Here is an 18,204-nt window from a genome sequence, read left to right as displayed (position 1 = left end):
CTAAGAATGGCTTTGGCAAGTTGGGCTCATACAAGCTTCATAAAAGGTCAGTTGCATGGCACTCCTGAAAAAGAACTTATGGTCAATTTTTTATATTTTAACCACGTGCTTAACCCTTTACTTTGCCTATGTCTCTTATGCTCAGTGGCAGCGACTGTTCGGTAATGCTCAAAACTCCCAAGAAAATACCCTTAGGCTCATTGCCAACTCTACCCAAGCCCTATATCGAACCAATGAAATCATGCTGGATATACTCGGGCATCGTTTTCTAGAAGATGCATCCTACCAAGACAATCAGAGCGCCATGGACATTCTTGATGCCGCCCTTGAAGGCAGCCCCGCTATAATTTCTATCGCTCTTGTCGACCCACAAGGTAACATGCTTTTTGCAACCAACAACTTAGATGTGTCGAACTTTCCAAATCTGTTGGAGCAACCTCAATCTCGTGAATCATTTATTGAAGTAATGAATTCAGACACCATGGTGTTTGGACGCACCTATTTTTTCGAACCCTTTCAAGACTGGATTGTTCCCATCCGCAAAGCCATACGTAACCCAGATGGTAGCGTCTATCGTGTCATTACAGCCGCCTTACGTTTAGATGACTCGTTTGGACATCTCGTCAAAAACATTGATCAGGAAAACCGCTACCTTTCGTTGATCGTTCGAGATGATATGTACGTGCAATATGCAAGCGATAGTCAAGGAAATGAATTCTCGCGCTATCAACAATTACTGCCAACGAACAAACAACAGGCGATGATAACAGCCATTGAAAGATTGCATGGCAATATCCAAGAAGATGCATTTTGGAGGTTAGATCAACCCTTATCCTTTGTTTACACCTCCGAAAAGAGCCCACAATTAATCTCTTTCCAAAACAACACCGTCTATAAGCTCCGGTTCATGCTTATGACACCACTGGATGCGTTATGGAAAGATTTTGCTAAACTTTTTTCGGCTCATTTTTTGATTTTTTTATCCGTTGTTGGTGTGCTGTATGCCCTCTTTCGCATCATTGCCACCGCCGAAGCCAAACGCAACGCAGATTTACTTCATCAAGCAACCCATGACCAACTTACAGGACTTTTGAACCGAAGCTATCTCAACAAGAATGTGCATTATTGGATCCATCCGCAAGCCTCCCCCTTTGGACTGCTCTATCTGGATCTGGATAATTTTAAAAACATTAACGACAGCTTTGGCCATCACCTCGGAGACATGCTCTTGCAGGAGTTGGCCAAACGGTTGCATGCGGTATCACCTAAAGAAACAGCCTTGTTGCGACATGGGGGCGATGAGTTTATTTTACTGAGCAGTATTCACGACGACAGTGAGCTCGTAGACTTAGCCAATACGCTCATCGAAACAGCATCAAAGCCTTACTTAATCAACTCCATGCGTTTAAATGTCGGGGCAAGTGTTGGTATTGCCAAATACCCCGAGCATGGTGAATGTATTGACGATTTATTGCGGGCAGCCGACATCGCCATGTACGAGTCTAAGCGCCTTAAAAACAGTGTTCATCTGTTTCAAGATACGATGCAAGAGAACTACCTTCGCAATGTCAACATTGAACAAGCGCTACGCGGAGCGATAGAGAACCATGAACTTCACATGGTTTATCAACCTCAAGTCTCCACCGATGGCTCTTTCTATGGTGTGGAAGCATTGATTCGCTGGACCAATCCACGCCTTGGCAGTATTCCCCCTGATGCCTTCATTCCTATTGCGGAAGAGTCAGGGCAAATGCCAACCTTAGGGCGCTATATTATCGAAACTACCTTCGCCGATATTCAGCAAATACAACACTCACTTGGCATCTCTTTCTCTACGTCCATTAACCTCTCTGCCCGACAACTGTTGGAGCCTGATTTTGCAACCTACTTTATTAATAAGATGCAGCAAGAAAACATCGAGGGCGTTTGGCTTACACTCGAAATTACGGAAAGTTTGCTGATTGAGGATACCTCAAGCGTCTTGCCGCTTCTGCATGCTATTAAAAACAAGGGGGTGCAACTCTCAATGGATGATTTTGGAACAGGATATTCGTCCTTGAGTATGTTGCGCATGCTTCCCATTGATGAGCTTAAAATTGACAAAAGCTTTATTGATGCGGCATTAACAAGTAAAAATGCGCAGCAAATGGCGCAAAGCATTGTCACCATAGGTAAAAATCTTGAAATGGACGTGGTCGCTGAAGGGATTGAAACTAAAGAACAGTTAGAAATGCTGACGCGCTTTGGATGCGACAGGTTTCAAGGGTACTATTTTGCACGACCGATGGACAAAGATGCCTTGATTCGTTATGTGAAAGGCACCTTTTTCCCCTAACTCAGTAATACCTCCATCCCCACCTTCACTCGATCCAGCACCACAATGGTTCTAAACCATTTCACATTCGGATTGCTATGGAACAAGCGATCGCAGATCGCTTGAAACGCCGACATGCTCGGCACTGTTAATACCAGCAAAAAGTCAGCATCACCCGTAACGTAATAACACTGTTGTATCTCAGGCCCAGAAAATGTCTTCTTCAGTACGTCCAGATCCGCCGCTTGTGTTTTCTCGGCATGCACCTCGACCACGATAGTAATCACTTGGCCGAGTTTTTCGGGGTCCAAAACCGCCACATTCGCTTGAATGTAACCCGCATCCTTTAGCTTCTGAATGCGGCGTTGAACCGACGCTGTGGATAAGTGAACAACTTCGGCCAGCTCCCGCAATGGCGTGTGGCAATCCTTTTGTAAACGTTCAAGCAAAGCATAGTCAAACTTATCCAAGGATAGCGTGTTTTTCATGCGAGAAATTTTCCCATGTAGATGCCGCAAATAGAGACCTTTTATTAAGCCTTGCGTAATAGAATACCGCATTGTCTAAATTACACTAAGAATTCATTATGCACACTAGCCCCAATACCACACTTGGCGTCACGTTGAACGTCATAGGTTCGGTTTTCTTCGCACTCATGTTTGCGTACACCTCTTTGCTCACAGCACTAGAGGGTGAGGAGATTTACGGTTGGCGTATTTTACTGACCCTTCCCTGCCTCACGCTGTTTATTATTTTCAGTGGCTATTGGCCTCAGGTGACGAGTATTTTTCAGCGTTTGTATCGTGAGCGCTATTTTTGGGCGACTCGGCTCGTGTCGTCTTTTTTGGTGGGTATACAGCTCTGGCTGTTTATGTGGGCACCGGTGAATGGTTATGGGCTGGCGGTGTCATTGGGTTATTTTATGCTGCCTATTACCATGGTAATTGTCGGCCGTATTGCGTTTAAGGACCGAATGTCACGCTTTCAACAAATTGCCTGTTTTTTTGCGCTGATTGGCATTTTAAATCAACTGGCGTTGTCACAAACTCTGGCTTGGCCAACGCTGGCTGTCTGTTTAGGTTACCCTGGTTATTTTTGGCTAAGACGAAAAACGGATACAAATAATATAGGCGGACTTTGGTTTGATATGACACTCAGTTTACCTCTAAGCCTGTTCTTTATTGTTAAAGGTGGAGAGGTACTCGCCAACCTTAGCTCCGACTCAACGTTGCTTTGGCTAGTGCTTGGCTTAGGCTTAATTAGCGCCTTGGCATTAGCCTTCCAAGCATTGTCTGCCCCCCATTTAAACCTAAGTTTATTTGGACTTCTGATTTATGTTGAACCCGTCATGTTAATGCTGGTTGCCGTGCTGCTCGGCGAGACCATTACCGCGGCCGAATGGCCTACGTACATTGCGATCTGGTTAGCGGTTTTGGTGCTGATTGTTGAAGGATTTCAGGGATTACAAAAACATAAGCGGCGCATGGAGTGAGCGGTACAGGTGTACCGCTCTGGTTCTCATCAATCGTTCGATTGGTAACGTGCTAACCAATGAGCATAAGGCGTCGGCAATACCCAAGCTGGATCTTTAACGTTTAAGGCTTTCGCCGCTTTAAAGCTCCAGTGGGGATTTGCCAAGTGTGCTCGACCAATCATAACCAACGCCATTTGTTGATTGGCGATCGCACGTTCAGCCAACTCAGGCGTATCGATTCCCCAAGACGAGGCCACAGGAAGCCCCGACTCACGCTGAACACGTTCAGCAATCGGCGCTAAAAAAGCAGGCCCCCAAGGTATATTCGTATCAGGAATCGTAAAGCCGACACTTACGCTCAGCAGGTCTAAGCCTATTTCTTTCATTTGTTTGGCTAAGGTAATCGCATCCTTCAGAGTCTCTTCATCTCGGCCATCAAATTCGATCACCCCGAATCGGGCGGTTAAGGGTAAATGCTCTGGCCAAACCTCACGAACGGCTTGTAGGGTTTCTAATAAGAAGCGGCTTCTGCCGATTAAATCACCGCCGTATACATCTGTTCTAAGGTTACTGTGAGCCGAGAAAAAGCTCTGAGCCAAATACCCATGCGCAAAGTGCAGCTCTAGCCACTCGAAGCCGGCCTCTAAGGCACGACGTGCCGACGCAACGAAGTCAGCTTTGACGCGCTGGATGTCCTCAATAGACATTTTTTGAGGCTGCTTTGGCAAATTCGCACCAAACGCAATGGCCGATGGTGCAAGAGTTTGCCAACCACGAGGGTCATCTTCGGCAATATGATCATCCCCTTCCCATGGACGATTTGCACTTGCTTTGCGACCTGCATGCGCAATTTGAATGCCCGGAACAGCACCTGCCGCTTTAATGCCCTGCGCAATAGCGGCCATACCTGTTTTATGCTCATCACTCCACAGCCCCGTGCAAGCGGGTGAGATGCGGCCTTCAGGCGATACCGCTGTGGCTTCGACAATCACGAGTCCCGCCCCGCCTCTCGCTAAAGAGGTGTAGTGCGATAAATGCCACTCATTGGTAAAGCCATCTTCCGCGCTGTATTGACACATCGGCGGAACAGCAATGCGATTGCGTAAGGTAATGCTTTTGAGTGTAAAGGGAGTAAACAGTTGGCTCATGGTAAATTAGCACCTCAGGTTTATGTAAATAACCGCGTAAAAACACCGACGAAAATTAAATCAAGAATGGGTAGTTATGGATCTGTGCATTCTAGAAGAGCCAAACTATAATAAAAACATCATTACCATTATTAAAACCATAAGTATTCATTATGATCAATCCACAATGGCTCATGAGCTTCCAAGCAATTGTTGAGCAAGGAAACTTCACTCGAGCCGCCGAACATTTAAATCTCACACAAGCGGCCGTTAGCCAGCATTTACGCTATTTAGAAGATGAGTTTGGTTTATTAATTCTGCGGAAAACACGACCACTTGAGTTGACTCCAATTGGTCGCGAAGTTCTATCATATGCGCAAGAGATTAAGGATGCAGATGAACGGCTACGATTGCGCTTAAGCAGTACCGATAGTCTCGTGGGTGAGGTTGGTTTAATCACTCCCGGTAGCAGTGGATTGTTGCTATATCCGAGGTTATTGGCTTTGCAGCATCAATACGATGGTTTAGTCATTCGACATCGATTCGCACCCGATACGGAAGTGCTTCAAGCCATTCTTACGAATCAATACGATATTGGCCTTATCACCTTTGATCCGCAAGATGCCAAAATACGGGCTGAACCCATTGCGAAAGAGCCATTAGAGTTGGTGTATCCACGCAATGAAAATGTTGAAACATGGGATGACTTAATCCGCATCGGAATTATCGACTATCCAGACGGGCGCGCCATGGCTGACCGCTTGCTCAGCCGTCATTTTCCGGGAAATCCTGGAGTTAAAACCCTTCCTAGATCAGGTTTTAGCAACCAAATCAGCTTAATATTGGAGCCTGTAGCATTAGGACTGGGCTTTACCGTACTGCCCCGCTATGCACGACAAGCCTTTGCTAAACAAGATGAAATTGCCTTTAAGCACTGTGAAAACCCAGTGGTAAACACACTTTGGGCGATCTATCGGGCAGATTGGCCCTTATCACGTCGCGTCCTGAACGTATTAAACTGCGTCAAAACAACGCTGTCTTCGTGATGACAAAAGTGATGCGGTCGTCTACACGGAAAACAATTGACTCGAATCCGAAAACCGCCTTCTGAACCATCAAAAGGCGGCTGCAGTCTTTTTTCAGGACTTAACTCGGGAAGGAGAAAGACACGCCTTCACGCACGCCGCTGGATGGCCAGCGTTGAGTGATGGTTTTACGACGTGTATAAAAGCGTATCGCATCCGGGCCGTAGGCACTTAAATCACCAAAGAGCGAGCGCTTCCAACCGCCAAAGCTATGGTACGACACTGGCACTGGCAGAGGGACGTTAACACCGACCATACCCACGAGAATTTTATCGGTGAAGTAACGTGCAGCCTCACCATCACGTGTAAAGATACAAGTACCGTTGCCATACTCATGGCGATTGATCAAATCGATACCTTCTTGCAGGTTCTTGACGCGTACCACCACCAACACAGGCCCAAAGATCTCGTCGCTGTAAATCGACATGGACTCCGTCACGTGATCAAACAGGGTCGCACCAACATAGAAACCCTTTTCATGGCCTGGCACTTGGATATCTCGGCCATCGACCACTAAGGTCGCACCTTGCTCAACACCCGCATCAATATAGCCCTTCACACGATCTCGTGCTTCGGCGGTAATCAACGGCCCCATTTCATTGCTGTTGTCTAAACCTGAACCGACTTTCAGCGCCGAAATGTGGCCTTTAAGACTCGCCACTAACTGATCGGCCACCTCATCGCCCACGGCCACGGCCACAGAAATAGCCATGCAACGTTCGCCACACGAACCGTAGGCAGCTCCCATCAAGGCATTCACGGCATTATCGAGATCGGCATCCGGCATCACAATCGCGTGGTTTTTTGCACCGCCGAGTGCTTGGCAACGCTTGCCCGTCCGAGCGGCTTCATTGTAAATGTACTCCGCAATAGGCGTGGAGCCCACGAAACTCACGGCGTGTATTTTCGGAGACTGTAGCAGCGTGTCCACTGCTGTTTTATCACCATTCACAACATTCAACACCCCTTTGGGCAAACCTGCCTCTAGCGCAAGCTGGGCAATGCGCAGTGTGCTGGACGGATCCCGCTCGGACGGCTTAAGGACAAAGGTGTTGCCACACATGATCGCTGCCGGCCACATCCAGAGCGGAACCATGGCTGGGAAGTTAAAAGGGGTAATGCCGGCCACCACGCCCATGGGTTGAAACTCACTCCAACTGTCGATAGATGGCCCTGCATTCTTGCTGTGTTCACCCTTCAAGAGTTGGGGGATACCACAGGCAAACTCAACGTTCTCTATACCACGCTGCAGCTCACCTTTGGCGTCATGGAGGACTTTTCCGTGTTCTTGGCTGATCAACAGACAAATTTCATCGGCGTTTTCTTCCAAAAGTGATTTAAAACGGTACATCACTTGAGCGCGTTTGCTTGGCGGTGTATCACGCCACGTCGGATAGGCCGCTTCGGCATTCGCAATCGCCTGCTCAACGGTTTCCACACTGGCTAAACATACCTCACCACTCACTGCACCTGTTGATGGGTTGTAGAGGGCTTGACTACGACCGTCTTCGATCAGGATTTCACCACCAATTAAATGGCCAACTCGCTTACTCATTGTACGTCTTCTCCAAAATTTGACCCCAGAACTCACTTAGGCGCCATAAAGTGTTGTAAAGGCATCCCCGAGGGTATTAATAATTTGATCCATTTCACTGACGTCCATCGTGAAGGGTAAGCCTAACTGTAACGTGTCACCACCGTAACGTACATAAAGCCCCTTCTTCCAGCATTCCATAGCCACTTCCCAAGGACGACGTGTCGGTTCGCCAGGATAGGCTTCGAGCGTCATACCAGCCGCAAAGCCGTAGTTGCGAATATCGGTAATATGCTTAATGCCTTTTAAACTGTGCACTTTTTCTTCGAAGACGGGTGCTAGATGAGCGACCCGCTGAATCAGTTGTTCCTTTTCGAGAATATCCAATGTTGCCATCGCGGCAGCACAGGCAACTGGGTGACCGGAATAGGTATACCCGTGCGGTAACTCAACATTGTAATGAGCACCGCCTGCATTCATAAAGGTCTCGTAAATTTCATCCTTGATAATGACCGCACCCATGGGAATTGCCCCATTGGTAATTTGCTTGGCCACGTTGATCATATCCGGTACGACGTCAAATGCATCGGCACCAAAAGTAGCTCCCGCACGGCCTAAACCTGTGATAACTTCATCGAATATCAACAAAATTCGGTGTTTATCGCAAATCTCACGCAAGCGCTTTAAATATCCCACAGGCGGAACAATCACCCCTGCAGAGCCTGCGAAGGGCTCGACAATCACTGCCGCAATATTCGATGCATCGTGTAGCGCGACTAAATCTTCCAGCTCATTCGCAAGCTCAGCGCCTTCGGTGGGCATCCCCTTACTAAACGCCATGCTTGGGCGCCAGGTATGGTTCAGATGGTCAGACTCCATGGCCTGTCCCCACATCTTGCGATTGCCGCCAATTCCACCAAAACTAATACCGCCCCAACTGGCACCGTGATACCCCTTGGCACGGCCAATGATCCGTGTTTTCGTCGCTTCACCACGTTGACGCCAATAGGCACGCGCAATCTTGGTTGAGGTATCGGCTGACTCCGAACCCGAATTGGTAAAAAACACCTTGTTCATGCCCGCAGGCGACATATCCGCAATACGCTCTGCCAGTTGGAATGCCAATGGATGACCGTATTGGAAGGCTGGCGCATATTCAATCGTGGTCAGTTGTTTGGCCACGGCTTCGGCAATTTCAGGACGGCTATGGCCCGCACCACAGGTCCAAAGACCCGATAGACCATCAAGAATCTTTCGCCCTTCAGCATCGTATAAGTAGTTGCCTTTGGCATGGGTAATGATGCGTGGATTGGCCTTGAACTCTCGGTTTGAGGTGTAAGGCATCCAATAGGCATCGAGTTGTTTATCGGTCAATCCGGCGGCGTGTGCTTGATTCATCATCGTCCTCATTTGGGCTTCGCCCACAAAGCTCACTGTTCAGTGCAAGAAGGTGTATTAAGGACATACTAAGCAACCTCATTGGTTACATAAATCTTAACTTTTAAACTTTTAGTTTAGAAAAAAAAAAACTATTCTACACAGACCTCCTAAGGGTAACCAAACCAAGACAAACAGAGCACGAAGGCAACACAACTAGCCGTCAACCTCATCCGGACAGCGTCATTCATGAAGAAGAAAAACACCTTACGGCAAGTCTCCGATTTCGATTTAAAACTCTTACGCCTGTTCAAGACCATCGTTGAATGCGGTAGCTTTTCGGGGGCAGAGGGGGCGCTCGGCATGACAAAATCAGCGATTAGCCTGCACATGAGCGACCTTGAAAAGCGACTCGGTTTACGGTTGTGTCAACGAGGGCGCAGTGGCTTTTCTTTAACCGATGAGGGGGCCGAAGTACTAAAAGCGGCCGAGTCTTTGTTTTCATCCATCGAAGACTTTCGCAGTCAGCTCAACAAAATCAGTCATCAACTGAAAGGTGAGTTGAATATTGGTATCGTGAATAACCTTGTCACTCAGCCACAAATGAAAGTGACTCAGGCATTGGAGCACTTAAGCCAGTTCAAGGGAGATGTCAAAATCAATATTAGCATGAGCACGCCATCTGAGATTGCCAAAGGACTATTCGATGGTCGTCTGCATGTCGGCGTGATTCCTTGGACAAATACTCTGTCTGGGTTGGAATATCAGCAACTCTACGAAGAAACCTCTTACTTATATTGCAGTAAACAGCATCCCTACTTTGACACCCCTAGAGCCCTTAGCTCAACGGAGTTACGTCAAGCCAGCACAGTGATTCCAAGTTTCCCGATGACGCTAGAGGCCATTGAAATGCATCAGTCGCTCTCATGCACGGCGTCTGCTTCGGATCGAGAAGGGATTGCGTTTCTGATTTTGACAGGAGCCTATATAGGCTTTTTACCCGATCACTATGCGGCCAACTGGGTGAACAAAGGCGAAATGAAACGCCTGAACGAAGACACCCTGGCCTTTAGTACACCTTTGGCGGTGATTACGCGCACAGGGCGGCGATCAAATCTGGTGCTAGAGCAGTTTTTAGGGGCTTTGTCTCTATCCTGAACAGGCTCGCTCCCTTTGCATCTGAGCGAGCCTGTGTCTATCCATAGTTTAGCGTGTGTCTATCGTCGATAGTTTAGCGTGTTGCAAACTTACACTGCTGCCGCATTCACACCCCGGTTCGCCCAACGTGTAAAGCGCTTCTCCATCCATGCAAACAGCTCGTACATCACCACGCCCATGACCCCAATTACAATGAGGCCAGCAAACACCAATGCCATGTCCATGGATGAACTGGCCGCCATCATTAAATAGCCAATGCCCATGTTCGATGCCACGGTTTCGGATATCACGGACCCCACAAAGGCCAGCGTAATCGCCACCTTTAGGGATGCGAAAAAGTAGGGTAAAGCTCGCGGCAGTCCCACTTTACGCAAAATATCAAGCTTCGAGGCTCCCAAAGAGCGCAAAACATCTTCCAACTCTGGCTCAAGCGTTGCCAGCCCTGTCGCCACATTCACTAAGACGGGGAAAAACGAGATCAGAAAGGCCGTCAGTATAGCGGGAACAGTCCCTATGCCAAACCACACCACCAATACAGGGACAAACGCCACTTTTGGAATACTATTAAACCCAACCAATAAGGGGTACAGGGCCTTGTAGACAATCGGATAGGTACCGACCGCCACACCTAATACCACGCCCACCACCACGGCAATCGCAAACCCCACAAGGGTCGTAAAAAAGGTTTGCCAAGCATGCATCATGATCGGTTCCCAACGCGCGATGCCCGCCGACCAAACGGCAGAGGGGGCTGGGAAGAGGTACTCGGGGACGTTAAGCCCTACGCAAATAATTTCCCATATCAGTAACAACAGCAGGATGAGCATCCAACTGGCGTTTTTAATCATGAACTTTCTTCGATTAAATGCCATTTTATTCTTTCCTTCTCAGGACTTACGAATGGAGCCAATATGCTCGCGTAAGACATGGACTTGGGCTGCAAAAGGCTCAGTGTAGGTCACCGCGAGTGTACGAGGACGCTCAATGGCAATGTCTCGTTTGACCAATATCTGACCGGGGCCTTTACTCATCACATACACGGTATCAGCCAAAAACACGGCTTCACGCAGATCATGCGTCACCAAAATAACGGTAAAGGGCTGCTCCTGCCAAAGGTCTTGCAACATGCACCACAGCTCTTCACGCGTAAACGCATCCAAAGCACCAAAAGGTTCATCCAACATCAGCAACTGAGGTTTATGAATTAATGCACGGCAAATGGACGCCCGTTGCTGCATTCCACCCGACAGTTCCCAAGGGTATTTATGCTCCCAGCCTTTAAGGCCCACACGCTCAATAAGCTCCATTGCCATCGTTTCAAACTCTTTTCGTTTGCGCCTGAGCTGTGAGCGATAGGGTTGCACGATTTCTAAGGGCAACATGACATTTTCAAGCGTGGTTCGCCAAGGCAAAAGGTTCGACGCTTGAAAGGCCATACCTATGCATTTTTGAGGGCCGCCTATCTGGCGTCCATCAATATAGACATAACCTGAGGTGGGCTCTGATAAGCCGGATACCAATTTCATCAGCGTTGACTTACCACAGCCTGAAGGCCCAACCACCGCGATAAATTCATTTTGCTGAACCGACAATGATATATCTTTAATTGCCAGCGCTCCCCCTTCCTCGTAGGCTAAGCTGACTTCTTCAAACTTTACAAACGCCATAAAGACTTCTCGAATACAGAAAGGTGTCCGGTATCACCGGACACCTCATATTAATGGGGAAGGATGCGAGTGCTCTTCTCAGGTAACATCGCAAAATTGAACAGGGTCTCAGCATCTGGCGTACTGCTCAGTCCAAACGACTCAACGGCTTCATCAATGGATTGCTTGAGACGATCAAGCGTGACCGCCCCTAGACCTTCCTCACGGGTTTCATCCGTCACCACCTGAGCGTCAAGCGCTAAGGTTAAACGACGCAGCTCCAAGCCTTCATTCACCAAAGGATCACGCTTCGACACATACTTAACCGCACTTTCAGGATCCGCGATGGTTTCCAGCAACGCTTTATTAAAGGCTCGGTTAAAACCGGCCACGGCTTCAGGTTGCTCAGCCAACATTTTCTTGCTGGCAATGATGGCATTGCCATACAAAGCCACACCATAGTCGGCATAAGGCATCACGGTAATCTCATCTAAGGAGACACCGCGCGCTTCAAGATTTAACAAGCTGGTAAAGTAAAATCCTGTGATGGCATCCACTTGGCGACGGGCAAGCAGGGTTTCACGAATCGCAGGGTCTACACTTTGCCAAGTGACAGAGTCGACAGCTAAACCATTGTGTGCCGCAAAGGATGGCCAAGCTTTACGGCCTGCATCAAACACGGGCGCCGCGAGTGTTTTACCGGCAAGATCAGCGGGGGTATCAATACCAAACTCTTTGAGCGTGAAAACAGCAGCAGGGGTTTGGTTATAGAGCATATACACAGCCTGGATACCGGCGTCTGCATTGGCAGATGCGTATTCAACCAAGGCACTAAAGTCAGCAAAGCCCATATCATACGCGCCAGTTGCCACACGGGTCACCGCTCCAGCGGAGCCATTACCTGAGTCAATCGTGACATTTAGCCCTTCTTCCAAAAAGTATCCCTTTTCTAAGGCCATCAAGAAGGGTGCAGACGGCCCTTCAAAGCGCCAATCTAAGGTGAAATTGATTTTAGTAGCAGGGCTACTTTGAGCCAATCCCAAGGTCGGAAAGGTCAGCACAGCCGCCGCACCACAAAGTGCAGCCAGCTTTTTGAGTGATCGGCGTTTTGCAATATTCATGGTTCATCCTTATATCACGTTAGGCCCGAAACAAGGACAGGGCGTTGTTAAGGGGTAAATTCATCAGACGTATTAAAGGGCCAGGGAAATAGAGAACATGCTAACAAGAAGACTCTAGAATCTGACCACTCAGTCAGATTCTTACAAGCAAAGGCTGTGCCAAAGACACTATGATAAAGGTCGCTTACAGCGGAGCCCAATCGTCGGCTAGCGGTATTGCATTCAAACTTACCTATATAAGGGTCAATGTGTAATCAACTGATCCCTTAGCCGTTTGAGATTCCACGCTACACTCACACCGATTGATCAGAATAAAACCCTCGCGACGCACCAAAACGGGGATGTATATCGAACAAGGTTGCTTCAAATCAGAGCAGCTTTGCAACGATCATCAGCCTCCTCTGCACATAATGACGTTATGAAGAACCGTTACGCTTAGGCAGAGGATTGATTCCAACGTACACAATTCCGACCTTCGCGCTTGGCTTCATACATTGCAGAGTCGGCTTGGCTGAGCATATCATCGGGAGAGGTCGCATCAAGCGGAAAAGATGAAATACCGATACTCGCGGAGATAGCGAGGTCAATCTTGTCAATTCGAATCGGAGCTGCAAGGCTATCTAAGAGTTTTTTAGCAACGAGGTTGATGTGAGCAGGTACAGCACTGTTTTTAATCAATACTGCAAATTCATCCCCTGATAAACGTGCCACGGTATCAGACTCACGTACTTCGTTCAGCATCCGCTCCGCGCACACTTGCAAAACCCGATCACCTACGGCATGTCCCCAAGTATCATTAACCGCTTTAAAACCATCCAAATCAATAAAAAGTAATGCGAAACTCTGTCCGTATCGACGACTTTCGACAATGCTTTGCTGGAGCCGATCATTGAATAAACTGCGATTTGGCAATCCCGTTAAAGCATCGTGTGACGCTTGGTATGCAAGTCGTTGCTCGGCCTTTTTCTTTTCAGTGATGTCATCCAGCATCATGATGTAGTTGGAAAGATGACCATCTGGGCGATCCAACCGGTGCATTCTCATCAAAAATGTGAGTGCTTCGTCAGGGGCATGAACGGTCACTTCTTTCTCAAAGCATCCCCCTTCCTCTAATTGAATCTGTATATCAGGCCAGCAACACTGTCCCAATAAAACATCCAAGACACCATCCAATGTTTGTGTGACCAATGATGCATCGCAGGACTGCATGAGCATCGAAAACGCTTGGTTGCGTTGTTTGGCGCGAAGATGTGAGTCAAACACGGCAATGGCTGTGTGGGTAATATTAAACACTGCTTCCGATAAACGAGCCGTTTGATTAAATGCATGACGTAAAACAGCATAGTGAACCGCTTTTCGAAGTGCACGGGGTTCCTCACCTTTCACGAGGTAATCCTGAGCACCCGCCTGCAAAGCATCTTGGATCAGTTTGTTATGTAATACACTCGTCAAGATTACCACAGGAATATCAGCACAGTGACGGCGTAGCGTTCTTAAGGTTTCGATACCCTGGCTGTCTGGCAGCATCAAATCCAGTAATACAACATCAAATTCGTCCTCCTGTTGAGACAGCTGCTCAATGGCTTCTTTTAACGAGGTCACGATTTCAAGATGGAAGGTTTGACCATCCGTGATTCGAAATGCATAACGAATCAGCTCAATATCACCAGGTTCATCCTCCACGAGCAAAACTCGACAAGATTTCTCTGACTGTAAAATGGAAGTATTATTCATAAAGCTCTCGTATCGCTCTTTGGCAGTGTAAAGATCAAACGGCACCCTTGATTAATACCCTCTGATTCTGCATGGATCGATCCACCGCAACGTTCAATAATTTTTTTGCAAATAGACAGACCTATACCCGTTCCTTCATATGCACTGCGCGGATTTAAGCGTTGAAACACTAAAAAAATTCGGTCAAGCTGATTCTGCTCCAGTCCAATCCCTTGATCTTCAACTATAAATTTATAGCTGTTTTCTACCTCCTCTGCATAGAGGACAATAGTCGGTAATTGAGATGGCTGTCTAAACTTAATGGCATTACTGATAAGGTTTTGAAAAAGACGCACCCCTTCATTATGAGGCAGGTAAACCCTTGGCCATTCCCCTTCCAGAGAAATAGACGCCTGAGATTTAACAATATCCGGATGCAAATACACCAAAGCCTCCTGTACGAGTGCTAGGCTATCCTGCTCTATAATCGGCTCGCCATCATGGCCAATCCGTGAGTATTCAAGCAGTGCCATCAGCATTTCATCCATTCGCTGACCCGCTTCGAGCACATAACTCATTTGCTCTTTTGCCTCTTGATTCTCAGCAATTGAGGGGTGCGCACTCAGTATGCGACTAAAACTCACAATCATTCGTAAGGGTTGGCGCAAGTCATGAGAGGCAATGTAAGCAAACTGCTCCAATTCATCATTCGAACGTTTCAACGCATCAGAGTAATGGGTTAAATAATGCAACTCCTGCTGCTTTAAATCTAATTCCAAACGTCGTCGCCGTTCGATTAACCAACCACACAGTGCAAGTATGAGCGTGGCGCTAGCAAGAAAAAAACTAAATTTAAAGCGTTCATTTTTAACAAATGCCTGATAGTCCAACATTAACGGCTCTAAGTCACTTGTTACAACAACTAAAAGAGGCCAGTTTTTTAAGTGCTGATAATGTATTTGGCGTAAACGTCCATCCACAGGCGCCATACCGCGATAACTATAATCATCAGGCGGGGCTCCCTGCCATTGATGTAAGGTTTCAATGACTGTGCCGGGCTCAATGGCACCAAAAGGAACCCGATAAATTACCTCGCCATCAAACTTCAAAAGTGCCGTTGTTAACCCTAAACCTGCAGAAATACCTCCTAAATCATCTGCTAATCGTTCAATATCTAAAGCCGCCATCAGAACGCCAGAAAAGGTATCTTGATGACGTAATGGACGGGCAACTGCAATAAAAAGCCTAGAGTCTTTAACCCGCGAGTGCTTGGGTGAAGAGAGGTACGGAACATCATCTAAAGAGTTCTGAAAATGTTGAAAATAGGCTCGATCTGATAAATGTGGCCTTTCTTCATCTCGAGACCAAGTATCAACGTCACCTTCAGCATTGATCAATAGATAATCCAGTAGTTCTGTATTCACCTCCTTTTTAGCAAGCATGATTTTTTGAAGAGTGATAATGTCTTCAGGGGATTCAAACCATAGGTCCCTTAAAAATAACAACGAACGATCAACTTCAGACAGCTTGGCCTCAACCAACTCTTTCTGAGTCAATGCCAAGGCACGAACATTTGCCTCACTTTGCATCAATGCACGATTCAAGTAACCACGGGTCGTTTCAAAATAAAAGTAACTCAACACCGTTAATAAAAAGATCCAAAGGACCATTAATGAGATGCGGGTTAATGTCATATCGGGCATCCAGCCTGATAACCCAGTTACCAAGCGCTTCATCTCAGCCCCCTCATATTGAAATCAGTCATCCAATTGATAGCCTTTCGCTTGTATTCGAAACAATTCGGCATAACGGCCATTCAGCGCTAACAAAGAGTCATGATTACCTCGCTCAACAATACAGCCCTGTCGCATGAGGATAATGTGATCTGCACTGCGGACACTGGAAAAGCGATGCGAAATTAGAATCACCATTCGCCTCTCCGTATGGCGCCGAAAGTGTTCAAAAATCTGTGCTTCGGCTTCTGCATCCATCGCGGCGGTCGGCTCATCTAAAACAAGAATATCGGCTTTAGAGCGCATAAAAGCACGCCCCAGTGCAATTTTTTGCCACTGTCCACCAGACAGCTCTTGCCCTCCTTGAAACCATCGACCTAATTGAGTGTGGTACTGTTGGCTTAAATCGTCAATAAATTCACTGGCCAAGCCCAAACGTGCGGCTTCTTTCCAACGCGTTTCATCATCAAAGGCTGACACATCGCCCGCACCTAGATTTTCACCCACTAAGAGCTGATAGCGCACGAAGTCTTGGAAGATGACACCAACACGCTCACGCAGCACGTGCGGTGCCCAGTCGTTAAGATCATTGCCATCCAGCAAAATGCGCCCACTGGAGGGTGTATACAAACGAGTCAGCAATTTAATCAGGGTCGTTTTTCCCGAACCATTTTCGCCCACCAAGGCCAAGGATTGTCCCGGCGGCAAATGAAAACTCACATTATCTAAGGCAGGTTTTGTCGCCCCGGGGTAAGTAAAACAGACGTTCTCAAAGACAATTCCCTGCGTCGGGTCTTGTCCTTGGGTTAACACCCCTGCTTCCTTTTCCACAGGCTGCTCTAAATACTCGTAGAGATTCGAAAGATATAAGTTGTCCTCGTACATGCCACTAATCGCAGTTAGATTGGTACTGATCGCGCTTTGTCCTTGTTTGAACACCAGCAAAAACATGGTCATCTGCCCAAGCGTAATCATGCCTTGTATGGTGTCGACTACTATCCATACATATGCACCATAAAACGCCAAGGTCCCTAACAGCCCTAGTACAAATCCCCAGAGATCGCGCCGAATGATCAGGCGCTTTTCTGCACCAAACAGCGTGTTGAAAATCTCACGGTATTTATCCAAAAAACGAGGGCCTAAGCCAAAGAGCTTTACTTCTTTAATGCTATCTTCTCTGGCCAATAACGTTTCCAAATAAAGCTGTTTGCGCAACTCTGGGGAGCGCCATCGCGACAGCTGGAAAGCATCGCCCGAAAATTTAGCTTCGGAAATAAACACTGGCAATGCCGCTACAAATAGAATCAGCAATACCCAAGGCGAAAACTGAATGAGCAGAATCGAAAAACTCAAAAGCGCGAGTGAGTTTTGAATCAGGCTGAAGGTTTTGTTTACCAAGGCTAAAGGACGTGTCGAAGCCTCGCGGCGTGCACGCGTCAGCTTGTCATAGAACTCAGAGTCTTCGAACTGCGCTAATGACAGCGTTTGCGCCTTTTCTAGAATCATGACGTTCACTCGCTGCCCCATGAGTGCGCGTAATATGGATTGTTGTGCCGAGAGTCCTCGCTGTGCAGCCGCCAACATCATCAACACTAAGGCTTCTAGCAATACCCACTGAATCACGGGCTTATAGTCAACGGCCAGTCCTTGCGCATTCAGCGCAACGGAACTTACCACTTCATCAACAATCAATTGACCTAAGTAAGCAGCAACCGCTGGCAAAACACCAGCGACCAGCGTTAAGAGTGTCAACCCCACCGTCAGGGGCTTCGATGTACTCCACACCAGCTCTAACGCTCGACGACTGTACTTAAAGACTGAAAAGAAGTTTTTCAGTGTGCTATGGATAGGAGACACTGGTCGGGACACTTGAGCACGCAATTCACGTTCCTTAACACAACTTAATATATGAGTATGTTATG

At 47.4% G+C, this 18,204-nt stretch carries 14 protein-coding genes; 4 read left to right on the top strand and 10 right to left on the bottom strand.

Annotation, left to right across the window (positions count from 1 at the left end; all coding sequences use genetic code 11):
- Nucleotides 1–55 precede the first annotated feature (55 nt).
- Nucleotides 56–2,335: a bifunctional diguanylate cyclase/phosphodiesterase gene (locus F5971_RS06085; RefSeq protein ID WP_193494427.1), complete on the top strand. Its 2,280-nt coding sequence runs from the start codon at nucleotides 56–58 to the stop codon at nucleotides 2,333–2,335.
- On the opposite strand, the gene F5971_RS06080 is transcribed toward F5971_RS06085, so the two are convergent.
- Entirely contained in the window at nucleotides 2,332–2,802 is a 471-nt protein-coding gene (locus F5971_RS06080) for an Lrp/AsnC family transcriptional regulator (protein WP_223116269.1), read from the bottom strand. The genes F5971_RS06085 and F5971_RS06080 overlap by 4 nt on opposite strands.
- Nucleotides 2,803–2,900: 98 nt before the next feature.
- Between F5971_RS06080 and rarD the strand changes: the two genes are divergently transcribed.
- Nucleotides 2,901–3,806 carry an EamA family transporter RarD gene (gene rarD, locus F5971_RS06075; protein ID WP_193494425.1) on the top strand — a complete coding sequence of 302 codons (906 nt, stop codon included), beginning with the start codon at nucleotides 2,901–2,903 and terminating at the stop codon, nucleotides 3,804–3,806.
- 29 nt (nucleotides 3,807–3,835) lie between these two features.
- Here the strand turns inward: rarD and F5971_RS06070 are convergent, their stop codons facing one another.
- On the bottom strand, nucleotides 3,836–4,936 hold the full coding sequence (locus F5971_RS06070; protein ID WP_193494424.1) for an NADH:flavin oxidoreductase/NADH oxidase: 1,101 nt from the start codon (nucleotides 4,934–4,936) through the stop codon (nucleotides 3,836–3,838).
- 152 nt (nucleotides 4,937–5,088) lie between these two features.
- Here F5971_RS06070 and F5971_RS06065 point away from each other — a divergent pair, with 152 nt between their 5' ends.
- Nucleotides 5,089–5,961, top strand: coding sequence for a LysR family transcriptional regulator (locus F5971_RS06065; RefSeq protein WP_036507660.1), 873 nt, complete (start codon nucleotides 5,089–5,091; stop codon nucleotides 5,959–5,961).
- A gap of 100 nt (nucleotides 5,962–6,061) precedes the next feature.
- Here the strand turns inward: F5971_RS06065 and F5971_RS06060 are convergent, their stop codons facing one another.
- Both F5971_RS06060 and aptA read right to left on the bottom strand, forming a co-directional pair.
- A complete protein-coding gene (locus F5971_RS06060) occupies nucleotides 6,062–7,555 on the bottom strand; it encodes a CoA-acylating methylmalonate-semialdehyde dehydrogenase (protein WP_193494423.1) in 1,494 nt (497 codons plus the stop codon).
- Nucleotides 7,556–7,591: 36 nt separating this feature from the next.
- Nucleotides 7,592–8,935, bottom strand: a complete 1,344-nt coding sequence (gene aptA, locus F5971_RS06055) for an omega-aminotransferase AptA (RefSeq protein WP_193494422.1) — start codon at nucleotides 8,933–8,935, stop codon at nucleotides 7,592–7,594.
- 225 nt (nucleotides 8,936–9,160) lie between these two features.
- Between aptA and F5971_RS06050 the strand changes: the two genes are divergently transcribed.
- Entirely contained in the window at nucleotides 9,161–10,069 is a 909-nt protein-coding gene (locus F5971_RS06050; RefSeq protein ID WP_036507652.1) for a LysR family transcriptional regulator, read from the top strand.
- A gap of 89 nt (nucleotides 10,070–10,158) precedes the next feature.
- Here the strand turns inward: F5971_RS06050 and F5971_RS06045 are convergent, their stop codons facing one another.
- The 6 genes from F5971_RS06045 to F5971_RS06020 form a co-directional block, all read right to left on the bottom strand.
- On the bottom strand, nucleotides 10,159–10,941 hold the full coding sequence (locus F5971_RS06045) for an ABC transporter permease (RefSeq protein WP_193494421.1): 783 nt from the start codon (nucleotides 10,939–10,941) through the stop codon (nucleotides 10,159–10,161).
- Nucleotides 10,942–10,956: 15 nt separating this feature from the next.
- Nucleotides 10,957–11,736, bottom strand: a complete 780-nt coding sequence (locus F5971_RS06040; protein WP_193494420.1) for an ABC transporter ATP-binding protein — start codon at nucleotides 11,734–11,736, stop codon at nucleotides 10,957–10,959.
- A 50-nt stretch (nucleotides 11,737–11,786) separates the two neighbouring features.
- Nucleotides 11,787–12,836: an ABC transporter substrate-binding protein gene (locus F5971_RS06035; RefSeq protein ID WP_036507648.1), complete on the bottom strand. Its 1,050-nt coding sequence runs from the start codon at nucleotides 12,834–12,836 to the stop codon at nucleotides 11,787–11,789.
- Between the two features lie 435 nt (nucleotides 12,837–13,271).
- Nucleotides 13,272–14,570 (bottom strand): diguanylate cyclase, encoded by a 1,299-nt coding sequence (locus F5971_RS06030; RefSeq protein WP_193494419.1) that lies wholly within the window; start codon nucleotides 14,568–14,570, stop codon nucleotides 13,272–13,274.
- Nucleotides 14,567–16,285: a sensor histidine kinase gene (locus F5971_RS06025; protein WP_193494418.1), complete on the bottom strand. Its 1,719-nt coding sequence runs from the start codon at nucleotides 16,283–16,285 to the stop codon at nucleotides 14,567–14,569. Before F5971_RS06025 ends, F5971_RS06030 begins: the two co-directional genes overlap by 4 nt.
- A 21-nt stretch (nucleotides 16,286–16,306) precedes the next feature.
- Entirely contained in the window at nucleotides 16,307–18,163 is a 1,857-nt protein-coding gene (locus F5971_RS06020; RefSeq protein ID WP_246187769.1) for an ABC transporter ATP-binding protein, read from the bottom strand.
- Nucleotides 18,164–18,204: the final 41 nt, after the last annotated feature.

It is taken from the genome of Nitrincola alkalisediminis (genome assembly GCF_009821115.1).
Taxonomy (GTDB): domain Bacteria; phylum Pseudomonadota; class Gammaproteobacteria; order Pseudomonadales; family Balneatricaceae; genus Nitrincola; species Nitrincola alkalisediminis.
Note: the sequence above shows the minus strand (reverse complement) of the source record. Positions and strands in the feature narration are given on the sequence as shown.